Below are 15833 nucleotides of genomic sequence, written 5' to 3' on the forward strand. Positions count from 1 at the left end.
GAACAGCTTTCCGTAGCTTGGTTGCGAGGGGGCCTGACTCAGGGATTGAGCGGATTCATTCGACTGACTCGCGGAGAATATCCCGGCAATCCTGCCTGAACCTGTCGGCAACGTTCCTCGTATCCCCTGCGTTGAGATGGAATTCGAGCTTGCGGGTTTCATAGCGGTAATTCGACAGCTCAACCGTCAGGCTTTGCGCCCGCGCAAGCTTATCGACGAAAGCATGAACCTGTTCGGGCTGCGGGATCTGGCCGTATCGGTCACGATAGATCCAATGGCCGACCTCCGGAGAGCCACCGTCAAACCAGTAGACGGTGCTCCTTCCGCGAGAATCGCTCCGGCCGAGAAATTGCTTCTGGGCAATAGCAGCGGTGATGAACGATACCGGCAGCTGGTCGCTGTCCAGCACCTGGCGCCGGCAGGTCAGCCACAGGAGGGAACCGTTCTCCCCTCGCAGGCGGGCAAAAGCCGCCAGAGGTTGTCCCTCGGCATCGTGCCTGAGCACGTAATCCCATGATCCGAACCAGTTCGCCACGGCACCCGCTTCGTTTGAGGTGGCGAGCAACGCCCCGATGGAGGCGAGACCAACCATCCGCGCCGTAATACGGGAACGGAACGATAGCTTCTTCAGCATCGCAATACCCTCTTCAACGAAAGAAGCCTCGCCCTTTGCAAGGCGAGGCTCCCTTCAGGTAGATGCCAGAACTCTTACTGGAAGAGCTTCAGGATCATCTGGCTGTTCTGGTTCGCCATCGAGAGAGCCTGCACGCCGAGCTGCTGCTGGGTCTGCAGCGCCTGGTTGCGGGTCGAAGCCTCGTTCATGTCGGCATCGATGAAGGTGCTCACACCGGCCGTCAGCGAGTCGGAGAGAACGCCGATGAACTCTTCCTGCGTCTCGAGCAGGGCCTTGTTGGCGCCAAGCATCGCCGAGCCCTTCGTCACCGCATCAATGGCAGTGTCGATGGTCTGCAGCATTGTCTTCAGATCGGCTTCTTTGGCAGCAGCCGTGCCGGCCGTGAAGGTTGCGTTGGTTAGATCGATGTCAACAACTGAAGCCTTATACGCATCTGTTGCAGTGGCCTTCAGGATGCCACCGACCGTTGCTGTGTCGGTCTCGAAGAGCTGGATATCCTCGACCTGAATAGCAAGCGTTCCAACCGCGTTTGTGGAAGCATCGTAGGACGTGACGAGCTTAACATCTAGAGCTGCAGTTCCGGCAGCAGCGCCTGGCTTGGTGACGAGCCAGTTCTGGCCATTGAACTGCGCCGAGGTAGCGGCGCTCTTCATACCTTCGATATTGGCTTTGAACTCGGTTTGAATCTTGGCGAGGTCCGCGCCCGGCTGCTGGGCGGAAACCAAGCCTTCCTTCATCTTGTTGAGGTAGACCAGCGTCTTGCCCAGCGCCGAGCTGAAGGTGTTGATCATCGCCTTGGACTGGCCGATCGCGTCCTTCACTGCGCTGTGAGCGCCGTTGTCGGACTTCATGGTTGTGGCGATCGACCAGTAGGAGGCATTGTGCGAGGCCTCGCCGACGCGCAGACCCGTGGAGATCTGGTTCTGGTTCTTGTTCAGCGCATTCTGCGTCGCCTTCAGCGACTGCAGGGCGGTCATGGCGGAGAGGTTCGTGTTGATCGAAGACATGTGCTTCTTCCTTGAATGAGGTGATTGTTCAGGGAATGTCGGAGTTTAACCGACCCAGCGGAGTGGCCTCATGCCTCGAGGGAATCTCGATCCGCTGCTCACATGGCATCCGGGCTTTTACCGGCAAAATGGATTGGCATCATGCCTGGCCTTCATCGGAAGGCGTACCATAGTGCTTTCTTGGCACCTGAAGTGAATGAGCACTTCATCAGCGGTGCTTGTGCTTCACTGTTTACCGATGCCCGTCCGTCCCGTCAAGCAGAAGGATAACAACTTTCGCAAAAAAACTATGTATTTACAGTTTGTTAACTATAGCAGCACCTTGCCCGGAATGGAAAAAGCGCCCAGCCATAGGCCGGACGCTTCTCATGAAGGAGCCAGTATTCGGTTCCTGGAGAGGCCTAACGTGCCCCGACGGCAAACATTTTCGGCGCAGTCGCCGTCAGGGCTTTCGCGTAGAGACCGCGATGAGCCGGATCCAGCGCCAAGGCGTCCGTGACCCCGAGCACGGTCTCGGATGCCCCGAGGAGGAGCGAGCCGTCCGCCGCCATCGTGTTGGCGATCCTGCGCAGCACATCGGCTTTGAGAGGCGCGTCGAAGTAGATCAGAACGTTGCGGCAATAAACGATGTCGAACGGTCCCAGACGGCTGAAATCGTCGAGGAGGTTCAGATAGCGGAAGTCCACCATTGACCGGATCTCGGGTGAGATCTGCCACTGATCACCCACCTGCGTGAAGTACTTCACGAGAAGGCGGATCGGCAATCCGCGCTGCACTTCGAACTGGTTGTAGAGACCTGCCCTGGCCTTCTCCAGCACGTCCGTGGAGATGTCAGAGGCAATGATATCGATGTGCCATCCCGGCATCCGGGCAGAAGCTTCCTTCAAAAGCATCGCCAGAGAATACGGCTCCTGGCCACTCGATGCCGCGGCACACCAGATCCGCAACCTGCGGCTGGACGCCCGTTCCTTGAGATACTTGGGAAGCAGGACATCCTGGAAGAGATCGAAAGGCGTCTTGTCGCGAAAGAAGAAGGTCTCGTTCGTCGTCATCGCCTCGATCGTCGCCTTCTCGAGTGCGATCACGCGACCAGTCCTGATCTCACGGACGAGGTGCGACAGGCTCTCGATCTTGAAACGCGTGCAGACGGATGAGAGGCGGCTCTCGACGAGATATCGCTTGTCAGGCGAGAGGGCCAAGCCCGACCGGGCCTTCAAAAAGACGCGCAGGGCTTCGAATTCGGATTCGGTCATTTCGAAGCTCCAGTCATGAGGCCTTTCAACGAGCGGCCGATGGATTCCAGGGGAAGAACCTCGTGAGCGAGGCCCGCCTTCACGACGCTGCCCGGCATTCCCCAGACGATGCTCGTCGCTTCATCCTGGGCGATCACGGCCGCACCCGCCTTCGTGAGGAAGCGCGCGCCATGCGTTCCGTCCGAGCCCATGCCGGTCAGGACAACGGCAAGCGCCGATGCGCCATAGACCGCCGCGGCCTCTCGGAACAGGACATCGACGGCTGGACGGCAGAAGTTCTCGGGAGGTCCGTCATTGAGCCGGATGATCGCCTTGCCGCCGGACGATGCGACTCCCATATGCCTCCCGCCGGGAGCAACGAGAATCGTTCCGGGGACGATAGCGTCTCCATCTCTCGCCTCTCGTGCCGGAATGGACAACAGAGCTTGCAGATGTTCTGCAAAGACCGCAGTGAACATTGCCGGCATATGCTGAACAATCAGCACTGGGATACTCGGCAGCACCGGCCGCATGTCTGACAGAACCCGTTCAACAGCCCGTGGACCGCCCGTGGAGGAGCCAATCAGAAGACATTGTGGCCGCGTGACACTGGATCTTACGGGAGACAGCGGAAGCGAAGAGACAGCCGTCGGAGTCAGCGCTGCATAAGTCCTGGGTTGGCGAGTCCTTGTTTCACTCAACGCTCGCATCTTCTCGACGAGGTCGCGGCGAAAATCATTCGCCGCCCCAGCCGCCCGCGCGCTTTCAGGCTTCGCCAGATAATCGACAGCGCCGAGCGAGAGGCATTTTAGGGAGATCTCGGCATTCCTCTGTGTGAGGGTCGAGATCACGATCACCTTGCTTGCCGGGTGCGCCTTCAGGATCAGCGGCAGAGCCGCAAGGCCGTCGACTTCCGGCATCTCGATATCGAGCAGGATAATCTCGGGTTTCGAACGTTCCGCGGAATCGACCGCCATTCGGCCGTTGGATGCCGTGGCGACAATCTCGAAGCCGCCCGCTTCGGTGAGCCATCGACCGATCATGCCGCGAATGACGGCACTGTCATCCACGATCATCACGCGGGTGGAGCGACCAGGGCTCGAGCTTGTCCGGGATACAGGAGCGAGCGCCATCGTCTTACACCGAATGCGATGTGGAAAGAACGCCCAGCTCTTGGAACTTGGCCGCGAGAATGCCCTTGTCGAAAGGCTTCATGACATATTCGTCTGCGCCGGCCTCCAGCGCACGCGTAATATGATCCAAGCCGTTCTCCGTCGTGCAGAAGACGACTTTCGGCGCCTGACCTTCCGGAGTGCTGCGCAACTCCTTGAGGAAGCTGTAGCCGTCCATGACGGGCATGTTCCAATCGAGGAGAATCACGTCCGGCATTTCAGTCTGACAGGCCTTCAGGCCCGCCTCACCGTTCTCGGCCTCCGAGACGCGGAATTCGAGGCTCTCGACGATTTCGCGGGATACCTTCCGGATCACGCGGGAGTCATCAATGATCAGGCAATAATTCATGAAAGAAATTCCCAGGCCTCATCGCCCTGCTGCTTCAGATGGAAGGCTGGCATCAGGAGCGAATGTCGGATTTATCGACGAAGTTGAAATTCTCGACCAAGATCTCCTTGACGATCTCGGCTCCTAAACGCTTATTGATTTTCTCCCGTACATTACCGATCATTCCATTGACGTTGTAGCGAGAGAGCTTTTTGAAATCGAGCGTCTCATCGGCATAGACATGGCGAAAGACCTCGTCCTGGATGAAGGCCTCTGGCGGCACTGAGATTTCGCGCAGGGTCTTGGCATCAGCCGTGAAGACCAGATTCGCGATCACATAGCCCTGCACGGCCCCTTCCGCGACAATCGGGATATTCATCGGGGGCAGCTTCTTATACTGCAACCCTTCGTAATTTCCCTTCTCCTCGGCAGGTGCCTTGCCGACGGTCCAGGTCACGGCCGCATAGCAGGATGCCAGCGTTACGGCACAAACCCAGAACCCTGCCATGACGTTCTTCATCATGCGCCGTAGCCCGCCTTGTTCATATGCGCCGAATAGGTGCTGTCGGACTCCGCGCTTTGGATCGCATTCGAGATGATGCTCGCGACCTCCTGCACGGCATGCATGTGACGCCGCAGAATATCCTGGTTGACCTCGATCTTTGACTGGAGATCCTGAAGACGCTTCGTTGCCTTCTGATCGAGGGTGTGGATTTCGGCAGTCCGGACGATTCGGCTGATCTCAAGAAGGCATTGGCTCTTGCGCCGGTTGAATTCCTCGAGGTTGGATAGGTCCCGTGCCATGAGAGCAGCGGTTTCCATATCCAGAGTTTCTTCAAGACGATCCAGGGACTTCATCAGCATCATGTTGCTTCCTGCTTTCTGGCGATGATCGGCCGCCAACCTCGTCAAATCTTTTGGGGTGCAATCTTACCGGAGAAATTCGGCGCCAGCGGAGCGGTTAGGATATCTGATGACGGGGCTGCATCTCTGGAACCGAGAAACTGCTTTGCAATGCCTATGCCACCTGCCTTCGAAATCTGCGCTCCGATCTGCTCAGCCATCATGGACTTCCAGATCGATCCGGCGTTACCCTTGCCATAGGTGTTCTCCGCATCCTTCGGGAGCATGGACTCGACGAATGTCTGAAGAATATAGGCTTCGAATTCCTGGTGGGCCTTCTTCGTTTTGGTGGCACTGATTGACTCAGCGTCGTTACGAAGCGAGTTCCGGAGGGTGTAAACATCGGCACCGGACGCCATCAGAGGCTGACCGGCCACGGACTTCACGGCATCCTCGAAGCTGGCTCCATCCACGGCAGACGCGCCATCAAGAAGCTTCTGCGCCGCGGCTTGATAGCGCGCGGGATCTGCTGCCCTCGCGACGTCATTGACAATATCTGAGGGCGGGCTGATCGCCATCTCGCATCTCTCAAGTTTCTCGACTTGAGACAACATGTAACCTGGCTAGCTTACGGGAAGCTTGCGCTCTTTCCCTTTGCGAGCGTCTCAAGAATGGAAGCGAGATCCTTTTTCTCGACATCCCGGCGGTCCTGATCCTTGAGGCCGGACAGCATCTTCTCCGTCCGCTTCGACTGCATCGCTTTGTCAAGGGTGACGACCTTCTGCACCGCCTTCGCCTTCTCGACTGCGCTGGCTTGAGACGCCAATCCTTGCAGGCGCTTGGCGGCGACATCGACGAAGAGGCCGTGAAGCGTCTCATGATCGTTCATCGTCTGAATGAGCGTCTCCTGGGCAACCTTGAGCTCCGACGCTTCCCTCTGAAGATTGGCGAGCTTCAGCTCGGCCTCCTTCTGAAGATGCTGCTGGACCTTCAGGATGCGGTCGATTTTTCGAATTCTCTGTTTCATCTACCCTACCCGTCCCGCAACCAGGTTGAGAACGCTTCCATGAAAAGGAGAATGTAATCGCTTGCGGCAAAGTAGACGATCAGCAATCCACCGATCATGATGAAGGGAGTCGCCAGGAAGTAAACCGGGATCTGCGGCGTGAGCTTGTTGGTCAACCCGACCGCCAGATTGACGATAACCGAATACAAGATAAAGGGGCTGCTGATCCTGAGGGCGAGCACGAAGGCGACGCCAATCTGGTCGACCAGCTGCGTCAGCGAGAGCCTCGTGCCGAAACCCTCCCCCATTGGCAGCCGTGAGTATGAGGCGATGAGCCCGCGAAACAGCTCCCAATGAAGGTCGGATAGGAAGAGAACGGCCGTCGCCACCATCATGATGAAGGAACTGATCGGAGGCAGAGGCTCCGCCTCATCGATCGGTGTTCCCGGCATGCTGCCGAGGCTCAGCGCCATCGCGACGGCACTCACCATCGTTTGCAGCGCCAGGAAATACACGCGCCCCAAAAGACCGATCAGGAGGCCGGTCAGCAACTCCGACCCGATATAGACCAGAATCGCGGCAGGAGCCTGAGATGTGATGCCGGCCTGAACTTTCTCCAGAAGGACCGGAGCCAGCGCCAGACTGGTGGCCAATCCGATAAAGAGCCGCACCTGGATCGGAATCCGGCTGCTCGAAAAGCCCGGAGCGATCATGAGGCACCCGCCGATCCGGCAGAAGATCAGGAAGATCCCCAGCAGGATCTCAGGGGTTACCTGGCTCACGAGATCGTACCAAGCGAGTTGACCTCGACCCCCCGGGCGATTTCCAGATGCGACAGAACCGGCAGGGACGAGAACATACGCTCGATGATCATGCGCACATAAGGACGAGCATCCGGCGCCGTCACGACGGCAAAGGTATGAACCTGTCCCATGCGGGTCTTGATGGCGTCGGATGCCTCGGCTCCGAACTGCTCGACGAGACGCGGATCGATGTCAAACTCGATGACGTCACCCTTTACATCCCGCTTCAGGCTCTGATGGAATGCGATATCCCACTTGTTGCCGAGCCGGAGCACATTCAGGGCGCCTCCCTCTGCGAGATCGCCGCAGATCTGCTGAGCGATCCGCACCCGCACATGTTCCACCAGTTGCTCGGCCCGGCGAGCGTGAGGGGCAATCTCGGCGATTGCCTCGAGGATCAGGCTCAGGTTGCGGATGGAGACCCGCTCGGCCAGCAGGAGCTTCAAGACGGATTGAAGTCCGGAATAGGAGATCTGCGACGGGCAGATGTCGTCAAGGAGACGCTTGTATTCGGAATCGAGACCGTCCAGGAGATTGCGAACGTCCTTGTAGGACAGAAGCTGAGGCAGGTTGTTGCGGATCACTTCGCTCAGATGCGTGAGGAGAACCGAGGCCCCGTCCACGGCCTGAAAGCCCTGTCGCTTGATCTCGTTCAGATAGACGTCCGAAACCCACAAGGCTTTCATGCCGAAGGCCGGCTCCCGTACCTCATCTCCCGGAACGTCGGGCGTTGGGCCATCGCCGAGCACGACGAGAAGATCGCCCGGGCGGACTTCCTGCGTCGCCACGACGGTGCCGTGGATTTTGATCTGATAGCTCTTCGGCGGAATCATGAGGCTGTCGGAGAGCTTCACATCCGGCAGAACGAAACCGTAATCCTGAGCGAACTTTTTGCGCATCTTGCCGACGCGGTGCGCCAAGTCCCCGTGCGAGCTCGCAAGATAGGACGCCAGATGCTTGCCGAGGCAGAGCTCGATCTCGGCGAGCTTCAGAGATTCCTTGACCGAGTCACGCGATTCCAAAAGGTTCTGCTGCTGCTCCTGCGCCAGCTTGGCCTGAGCCTGCGCTTCCTGATCGGCCCTCTGCTTGGGGATCGAATAGGCGATGAAACCCATGCAGCCGCCGAGCACCAGGAATGGGATCATCGGCAGACCTGGCACGATGGCAAAGACGAACATCAGGGCAGCAGAAACCATGAGGGCCCTGGGATAGGCACCAAGCTGCCCGAGCACGGCCTGTTGTGCCTGCCCCCTCGTTCCACCCTTCGAGACCAGGAGACCCGCAGCCAGGGAGACGACAAGAGCCGGAATCTGGCTGACTAGTCCGTCACCGACGGAGAGCTGGACGAAAACATCGGCTGCCTTGGACAGAGGCATACCGTGACGCGTGACGCCGATGACGATGCCGCCAAAGATGTTGACCGCGATCGTGATCAGGCTTGCGACAGCCTCGCCGCGGACGAATTTCGAGGCACCGTCCATGGATCCGAAGAAGGCGCTCTCCTCTTCGAGCTCACGCCGTCTCTTCTGGGCTTCCTTCTCATCGATCAGGCCCGCGGACAGATCGGCATCGATCGCCATCTGCTTGCCGGGAATGGCATCGAGCGTAAACCGGGCGCCCACCTCGGCGATACGGGTCGCGCCCTTGGTGATGACCAGGAAGTTGACTGTGATCAGGATGATGAAGACGACGATGCCGATGACAAAATCGCCGCTCATCACGAACTGGGAGAAGCCACTGATCACATGACCTGCGGCATCGACGCCTTTGTGGCCATCGGACAAGATGAGACGAGTCGAAGCGATACTCAGCGCAAGTCGCAACAAAGTTGCAATGAGGAGGACGGTCGGGAAAGCGGAAAACTCGAGAGGCTTCTGAATCCAGAGCGCCACCATCAGGATCAGGACGGACAGCGCAACCGAGAGGGCAAGACCCATATCGATCGCAAGCGGTGGAATCGGGAGAAAAAGAATGGCAAGGATGCCGACCACGGCGCCGGCGAATGCCAAATCCCTGCCGCGCCCTTGGGCTGTAACTTCACTTGCTTCCATGTGCCTGTCAGCTCAACGAATGAACGGTGAGACTGACACATGAACCATGAAGCTTGCGCGAGGGTCGCAAACCCGCCTTGAGGAGCTGCTCCTCACCCCGCATGCCGTTCCAACGGCGACGATTTAGAACCCTGTTACAATTCGGCCATAAACCAGTTCGGTAAAGGCGAAGATCTGCGACCCGACGAAGGATCCCGTCACGAGGGCCACTACCAGAATGGCGATAATCTTCGGGATGAAGGTGAGAGTGACTTCCTGGATCTGCGTCAGTGCCTGAATGAGGGCAATGACGATACCGATGATCATTGCCGCGGCGACGGCAGGTCCTGCAGCAATGATGACGGTCCAAATGGCTGCCCGCACAAGCTCAAGGGCATCGACCTCGTTCATCGTCAGCTCACAACAACGCCTGGGCCGAGAAGGAGATGAGTCCCATCCTTGAGCCTTGCGACGGCCCCCTCGCTGGTGATCGTGACGGAGGATACCTCGCCCGAGACCTTGCCATCGGCGGTCGAGACCTTGCGACCGATAACACTGTCAGCCTGCGACCACGCGGAAGACGTTAGCAGGGCATCGAGCTTGGAATTGCTTTTCACGGTCTGCTCGACCTGAGAGAAGGTCGCGAGCTGAGCCATGTAGTCGGTCGACTTCATGGGCTCGGTCGGATCCTGGTTCGTCATCTGCGCCATCAGCAGCTTCAGGAAATTGTCGTAGTTGACGGTCGAAGAACTTTCGGTCGTGGTCGATCGCTGCGTGGTGAAAGCACTTGAGACTGAGGAGACGTTCATCGTGAGGCTCCTAATTATGCCGCCTGAACTGCGGCGGCTTCCTCTGGTGTGGGTTGATGAGCCTCGACCGGCTCGAACAAGGTTCGGATGAGCTTCAGCGCCTCGAATGTCCGGTCGGCCTCCACAAGATCGCCGACCTTGCGCAGGGTATCCTTCACGCCCTCATCGGTTGAGACCTGGAGCAGAGCATCGTGCAGCTTGCGGAACGCACCCATGACCTTGCCCGCTTCCTGCGGATTGATCAGGAGAGATTGCACGACGAAATAGAGCTGACGCATCGGGGTCGTCGCCTCCGTGACCTGGAGAACATGGCTCTCCAGGAGAAAGCGCGCTTCGTTCAGAAGACTCAACGTTACCTTCTGACTGACGGTCAGGACGGCGCCATTGATAAAGATGCGCTCACCGGCCTTGAGGGAGAATCGCATTTTGGCTTTCATTTCAGACCTTCCTGGATCATGGCATTGATATCGATCAGCGCTTCGAGACTTTTCTGCTCACCCCGGACTACACGATCCGATTCACGCATCACCCAGAGGCCGATGGAAATGAGCTGCCCTTTCAGCTGATCGGACAACCCGTTGTCAGGATGCCCCAGATCTTTGATCAGGAAAGTCCAAAGCCGTTGAACGAAAACGATTGCATCGATCATTTCAGGGGATTGCGAGGGCTTCCCCTCGGCGCCTTTCATCAGGTTGATGGCGCGATCAAAGAGTTCGTATTCACGTTGACGGCCTTCTCTGGAAGAGTCTTCGATAACTTCTGCGTAGGAAAAACGATACATTACTGAACTCCGACAATCAGATGAAGTTGATCAGACTCAAATTCTTGAGTTGCGCCGTTAGGGAGTAGGATGTTTGAAGTTGAGTCGACAGCTGATCGATTCTGATCTTTGCCTCCGCAGGATCGACCGCTTCTAAATGCATGATCTTTTCGTCAAAGATGTCTTTCTGCAGGCTCATCCTCTCGCCCGCCTGCTCGATCTTCTCCTGCACGGTTCCCAGCTTCGCCTGCATACCGGTCATGCCTGTGGTGGCACCAGAGAAAGTTTCGATGGCCTTATTGATCAAGACCTCTTTCGTCTCGTCATTGAGCCCGCCAAGGCCAAGATCGAATATCATCGTATAGGCCATCGACAATTTCTGAATCGCTTCATCGTTGGCATTGGCGGACGTCTCGAGTCTCTCTTGTGGAGAGATCCGGCTCTGGATGTTCTCACTTGAGGCGTTCGACCAGTTCTGCCAGTTGGCACCCTTGAAGAGATCAGCGAACGGCCCGTCTAGAAACGCTTCCATCTGAGCGGGAGTGATCGTCGATACAGCTGCGGCGTCCTGATTGAATCCGAAGCCAAGCGGCGGTGCTGCCGCGAAAGCCGCATCCACAGCGGCTTTCGCAGCTCCGCCCTCATAGCTGTTAAGAGGCTTCTCCTGGGAGTTCAGGCCGCCGAAGATGTATTGACCACCAGCTCCGGTGTTCATGGCCGATATCATGTTGGCAAGATTGGCTTTCGCCTGATACGCGATCGTCTTAGCAGTTGCTTCGGTTATCGGCGTGGAGATCAGAGCCTCCATGAGCTTGTCCGCAGTGGTTCTGATCTGATCCAGCGCCTTTGTCGTCGACTTGATGCGCAGAAAAGCGGACGCATTGCTATCGGTTAGGGCATCGAGCTCGGCGCGATCCTGACGCAAGGACAATGTGGTTCCCGTCTTGTAGCCGAGCTTCAGGCCGACATCGGCCTCGCGCCCGGAAACGAGCTCCTTGTTGGCCTTCACCAGATTGGCCTGGAGCTTGTCCAGGGACGATTTGGACGAATTCCAAAGGGACATTGTTGAGACGAAAGTCGTTCTCATGGCTTAGCCTACGACGCTGAGAAGGGTTTTGAGCATTTGGTCGATGACCGACAGCAATTTTGCCGAGGCCGAATAGGACTTCTCCAGCTGCAGCATGAGCGCTGTCTCATCGTCCATGTTGACGTCGGTCGCATTCGAGAGCGCCTCGGACGCATGTCCGAGGAGTGTCGTCTGATAATCGACGCTCTGGCTTGCGCTCTGGCGTGAGGCCTCCAGCCAACTCCCGGTCAGGGAAGCAAAGCCCTGCAGGGACGCGGTCGGCCCGAAGCCCAAGCTAGGATCGAACGGGCGCTGGGCGACCATGCCCTCCGTCAGGGAGGAAAGCCGCTCGGAGAATGCGGCGTTCGCATTGCCGTCCGGATTGTAGACGTAGTCGACGCCGTTGATTCCGCCATCGCGGATATTCTCGAACTTGCCGCCTTTTGTCGGATCGATGGCATCGTTGACCCGGATCAATCCGGCAAGTCCCGCCGTCGCAGGCATCGCGGGAATGCCCGTGGCACCGGCGAAAGTGAAGACGCCGGGCATATCCGGCTTTCCCGCGCCGCTCTGATCGCTCTCGGCAAAAGTCTGGATCAACCCGCGGGCGAGTTCATCGAGCTGCTTTTGGTAGGTGACCGCAACGTCGTCCCGCAAGCGCGCCAATCCGACAAGATTGCCGGAATTCAGCGGCATGAGTGCCCCTGGTCCCGTCACGCGGATCCCGTCGATGAAGACGTCCCCACCTGTCGTAGCCGGCCCGTAGACCGTCGTCGGGTTGAACGTCACCGGCCGTGCCGTACGTTCGAACAGCGGCACACCACTATCCGTGTACAGCGCGATGTCGTTGCCGGCGCGCGGCACGACCGTAATCCCGATCTCCTCGGACAGCTGTGCGATCAGGCCGTCGCGCGTGTCCATGGCGTCGCTGACGTCGGCGCCAAGAGCGGAACCGCTCACGACCTGCTGGTTTGCCTTTTCGAACTTGAGAAGGAGATCATTGATCCGGGCAACCGAGCCGGCCATTCCTCCATCTGCCTCCAGGCGGACGGATTGGATCGTGGCAGTGGCCTGGTTCAAGGTATCCGCCAGGTCCGATGCAGCCTTGACGAATGCCCGTGCCAGAACTGGATTATCGGGTGCGTTGGCATATTGCTGCAGCGCGCTGTTCAGCGCACCAACCCGTGCCGCGGCGGATTGATCCAATTCCGTATCGCCGACCGTCTGACTGAGCTTCTTCAACCCTTCAAGCAGGGCCTTCTGGGTGGCGGAATCGGACGTTGTTTCCAACATCTTCGTCAGGAGCGCCTGATCGCTGGCCCGGAGGACCGTGATGCGGGCATACCCGCCTGTCGTTGTGAGGGCAGCGATCTTGCGCGAATAGTTCGGGTCGGAGGCCCCGGACGTGTTGCGGGATACGATCGCCATCTGCGATTGCGATGCCTGCAGCGATGAGCGCGCCGTGTTATAGGCTACTGACAGAGACATGGATCAATGATCCTTGAGCAAAGGTGAAAGAGTTACCGCTTCAGGTTCATCAGGACGTCGAGCAGTTCAGATCCGGTCTGGAAGACCTTCGAGTTCGCCGTATAGCTGGTCTGCGCCTCGATCATCGCCGTGAGCTCGGTGCCGATATCGACATTCGATCCTTCGAGAGCACCGGATGCGATGGACCCGAAACCGGAGGTTTCCGGGAAGCCGACCTGATAGCCGCCAGAGGCAGCGGTCGTCTCATAGACGTTGCCGGCACGAGGGCTCAGGTTGTCCGGGCTCGACACATTCGCCAGCGGGATCCGATAGGCGCCAACCCGGGTTCCGTCCTCGTAGACCGCATAGACCGTGCCATCTGCGGCAAACTCGACATCCTTCACCGCAGACGGGGCGTTGCCATTCGCCTCACCCGTGACGTTGTACTCGCCGGCCAACTGCGTCATGCCCGCCATATCAAGGGCAAATGGTTCGCCGCCGGGAATGCCGAAGTTCAGCACGGATGGTCCTGTCAGTTGACCATCCGCGTCGAAGGTCAGGGTCATCGTTGTCGTTCCGGTCAGCGGATCAGCGCTCGTTCCATTCGCAACGCTGATGCTCCATTGAGTATCGCTGATCTTCGACAAAGAAATGTCGATCTTGATCGGATTGCCGACCTTGTCGTAGACCTGAAGCGAAGATTGCTTACTGACGGCCGGAAGTGCAACGACAGGCGCGCCATCCGGCAGATTGCCCTTGAAGGTTCCCTTCGTCGATCCGGTTGCCTGCATGGCAAAGGAAGCCATATTGACCGGCTCGACACCGTCGAGGCTGTTCAGAGAGGGATTAACGGCTCCCGCTCCCAACTTGTAGCCCATCAGGGTGAACCCGGATGCATTGACAAGATTGCCCGTCCGCCCGTCCTTGACGAAGTTGCCGGCGCGCGTCAGGTAGGGGGATCCGCTTGGGTCGCTCACCACGAAGAAGCCGTTACCCGAAATCGCCAAATCCGACGCCGACGTCGTGTAAGCAATGGGGCCTTGATCGGCGATCGTGTAGCGAACCCTGCTGGTGACCGAGCCGGAATTATAGTTGCCTTCGCTTGAAGGAAGAATAAGGGATGAGAACTCCGTCGAAGCGCGCTTGTACCCATTCGTGCTCGAGTTCTGGATGTTCTCGGCGACGGTACCCAACTTGTTCGACTGTGCGTTCATGCCAGAAACGCCGCTACGAAGAACGCCATAAAGACTCATCTGAAGCTCCTACGGTTTCAAACTGGACCTAACACCATGACGCTTGTGCGAGGCTGTATTCCGATCCAGGGTCAATGCTGCGGGACGTGAACAACTCTATTGCTTGAGGGCCTGCGCCAGATCCATGAAGGCATCACGGCTGGCAGGCATGGACGGATCCTGCCGAAGCGCTTCGTAGATCTTCGGGACGAGCACGACCGCTTGGTCGAGCTCCTGATCGTTGCCCGGGTGATAGCCGCCCATCAGTCGGAGATCCCGCGTATCCTCGAAGCGGGCGATCATCCCGCGAAGGCGACGCACGAGTTCCTTCTGATCCGGGGACCAGACATGATCGGCCAGACGCGAAATCGATCCCAGGACATTGATGGCCGGATACCGCCCCTGATCCGCGATCGAGCGGTCCAGAACGATGTGACCGTCGAGCGTTCCGCGAATATTGTCGGCGACAGGGTCGTTGTGATCGTCACCGTCGATGAGGACGGAGAAGATGCCCGTGATGGAGCCTTTTCCCTCCGCCCCAGGCCCCGCCCGTTCCAGCAGACGGGGCAGGTCGCTGAAGACGCTAGGAGTATAGCCACGGGCGACCGCCGGTTCTCCGGCTGCCAGGGCCACGTCGCGGGCGGCATGAGCATAACGCGTCACGGAATCCACGATGAGCAGAACCGAATCGCCGCAGTCGCGGAAGTATTCGGCGAGTGCCACTGCCGTTCTCGGAGCCTGGCGCCGCATCATCGGACTCTCGTCCCCGGTCGACACCACCATGACCGATTTATGCAGGTTCGCGTGAATGGGCCCTTCCAGGAACTCCCGCACCTCGCGGCCGCGCTCCCCGACCAGAGCGACGACGATCGTGTCAAAGCCCTCGCACTTGGCAAGCATTGTCAGCAGCGTGGACTTGCCGACGCCGGAACCCGCGAAAATGCCGATGCGCTGCCCCTGGCAGATCGGCGTGAACAGGTCGATGGCTTTGACGCCGGTTTTCAGAGGCGTCTTGACCCTCGCTCTCGTCATGGCGGACGGTGGCTCAGCGTCGTTCTGTACCGGCTTGTGACCCGGAATGAGAGGTCCCAGATCATCCAACGGCTCACCGAGAGCATTGATGACCCGCCCCCGCCAGTTGTGATCGGGGCTCAAGCCGGTATCGCTCACAATGAAGGCAGGCGTTCCGATACCGGTCTCGATGCGCCCATTGAAGGGTTTGACGGTAATGCCGCCGTCATCGATGCGAACGACCTCTCCGGTCTGCGTCTTTCCTCGAGCTGCAAAGCCGACACGGTCCCCGAGCTTCACGAACTGCGACAATCCCGAAACCCGGTAATAGCTGGGATTCACCTCGCGGATGGTCCCGCTGATCTGAATCTTCCGCCGCCCGAGGGCTTCGGTCAGAACGAATTCTTCAAGCTTTTGGAGAGCGTTCATCGCT

The 15833-nt window shown here is 58.5% G+C and carries 19 protein-coding genes; all 19 read right to left on the bottom strand.

Going from position 1 to position 15833, the window contains the following annotated elements; translation table 11 throughout:
* Positions 1–55: 55 nt before the first annotated feature.
* The gene (locus ACS5Q1_RS01740) at positions 56–634 is read right to left on the bottom strand and encodes a hypothetical protein (protein WP_473096579.1); all 579 of its coding nucleotides are present in this window, start codon (positions 632–634) and stop codon (positions 56–58) included.
* A 74-nt stretch (positions 635–708) separates the two neighbouring features.
* Positions 709–1641 carry a flagellin N-terminal helical domain-containing protein gene (locus tag ACS5Q1_RS01745; protein WP_473096580.1) on the bottom strand — a complete coding sequence of 311 codons (933 nt, stop codon included), beginning with the start codon at positions 1639–1641 and terminating at the stop codon, positions 709–711.
* Positions 1642–2042: 401 nt separating this feature from the next.
* On the bottom strand, positions 2043–2894 hold the full coding sequence (locus ACS5Q1_RS01750) for a CheR family methyltransferase (protein WP_473096581.1): 852 nt from the start codon (positions 2892–2894) through the stop codon (positions 2043–2045).
* On the bottom strand, positions 2891–4006 hold the full coding sequence (locus ACS5Q1_RS01755; RefSeq protein WP_473096582.1) for a protein-glutamate methylesterase/protein-glutamine glutaminase: 1116 nt from the start codon (positions 4004–4006) through the stop codon (positions 2891–2893). Before ACS5Q1_RS01755 ends, ACS5Q1_RS01750 begins: the two co-directional genes overlap by 4 nt.
* A 4-nt stretch (positions 4007–4010) precedes the next feature.
* Entirely contained in the window at positions 4011–4394 is a 384-nt protein-coding gene (locus ACS5Q1_RS01760; RefSeq protein ID WP_473096583.1) for a response regulator, read from the bottom strand.
* Between the two features lie 52 nt (positions 4395–4446).
* Positions 4447–4896, bottom strand: coding sequence for a hypothetical protein (locus tag ACS5Q1_RS01765; RefSeq protein WP_246776736.1), 450 nt, complete (start codon positions 4894–4896; stop codon positions 4447–4449).
* On the bottom strand, positions 4893–5240 hold the full coding sequence (locus ACS5Q1_RS01770) for a hypothetical protein (protein ID WP_473096584.1): 348 nt from the start codon (positions 5238–5240) through the stop codon (positions 4893–4895). The genes ACS5Q1_RS01765 and ACS5Q1_RS01770 overlap by 4 nt, the downstream gene beginning before the upstream one ends.
* Before the next feature lie 41 nt (positions 5241–5281).
* Positions 5282–5794 (bottom strand): rod-binding protein, encoded by a 513-nt coding sequence (locus tag ACS5Q1_RS01775; RefSeq protein WP_473096585.1) that lies wholly within the window; start codon positions 5792–5794, stop codon positions 5282–5284.
* Positions 5795–5844: 50 nt separating this feature from the next.
* The gene (locus ACS5Q1_RS01780) at positions 5845–6243 is read right to left on the bottom strand and encodes a hypothetical protein (protein WP_473096586.1); all 399 of its coding nucleotides are present in this window, start codon (positions 6241–6243) and stop codon (positions 5845–5847) included.
* 5 nt (positions 6244–6248) lie between these two features.
* Positions 6249–7004 carry a flagellar biosynthesis protein FliR gene (gene fliR / locus ACS5Q1_RS01785; protein WP_473096587.1) on the bottom strand — a complete coding sequence of 252 codons (756 nt, stop codon included), beginning with the start codon at positions 7002–7004 and terminating at the stop codon, positions 6249–6251.
* Complete coding sequence (gene flhA / locus ACS5Q1_RS01790; RefSeq protein WP_203442394.1) at positions 7001–9076, bottom strand: flagellar biosynthesis protein FlhA; 2076 nt, start codon at positions 9074–9076, stop codon at positions 7001–7003. The genes fliR and flhA overlap by 4 nt, the downstream gene beginning before the upstream one ends.
* 123 nt (positions 9077–9199) lie before the next feature.
* Positions 9200–9466 (bottom strand): flagellar biosynthetic protein FliQ, encoded by a 267-nt coding sequence (locus ACS5Q1_RS01795; protein WP_203444047.1) that lies wholly within the window; start codon positions 9464–9466, stop codon positions 9200–9202.
* A 2-nt stretch (positions 9467–9468) separates the two neighbouring features.
* A complete protein-coding gene (gene flgD, locus ACS5Q1_RS01800; RefSeq protein WP_473096588.1) occupies positions 9469–9864 on the bottom strand; it encodes a flagellar hook assembly protein FlgD in 396 nt (131 codons plus the stop codon).
* 14 nt (positions 9865–9878) lie between these two features.
* Positions 9879–10301 (bottom strand): flagellar biosynthesis repressor FlbT, encoded by a 423-nt coding sequence (flbT, locus tag ACS5Q1_RS01805; protein WP_473096589.1) that lies wholly within the window; start codon positions 10299–10301, stop codon positions 9879–9881.
* Complete coding sequence (gene flaF, locus ACS5Q1_RS01810; RefSeq protein WP_203442391.1) at positions 10298–10645, bottom strand: flagellar biosynthesis regulator FlaF; 348 nt, start codon at positions 10643–10645, stop codon at positions 10298–10300. The genes flbT and flaF overlap by 4 nt, the downstream gene beginning before the upstream one ends.
* Before the next feature lie 16 nt (positions 10646–10661).
* Positions 10662–11711 carry a flagellar hook-associated family protein gene (locus ACS5Q1_RS01815; RefSeq protein WP_473096590.1) on the bottom strand — a complete coding sequence of 350 codons (1050 nt, stop codon included), beginning with the start codon at positions 11709–11711 and terminating at the stop codon, positions 10662–10664.
* Between the two features lie 3 nt (positions 11712–11714).
* On the bottom strand, positions 11715–13178 hold the full coding sequence (gene flgK / locus ACS5Q1_RS01820; RefSeq protein ID WP_473096591.1) for a flagellar hook-associated protein FlgK: 1464 nt from the start codon (positions 13176–13178) through the stop codon (positions 11715–11717).
* A gap of 32 nt (positions 13179–13210) precedes the next feature.
* Positions 13211–14410 (bottom strand): flagellar hook protein FlgE, encoded by a 1200-nt coding sequence (locus tag ACS5Q1_RS01825; RefSeq protein ID WP_473096592.1) that lies wholly within the window; start codon positions 14408–14410, stop codon positions 13211–13213.
* A gap of 96 nt (positions 14411–14506) precedes the next feature.
* The gene (fliI, locus tag ACS5Q1_RS01830) at positions 14507–15829 is read right to left on the bottom strand and encodes a flagellar protein export ATPase FliI (RefSeq protein ID WP_473096593.1); all 1323 of its coding nucleotides are present in this window, start codon (positions 15827–15829) and stop codon (positions 14507–14509) included.
* Positions 15830–15833 lie beyond the last annotated feature (4 nt).

Source organism: Microvirga sp. GN3 (genome assembly GCF_055792825.1).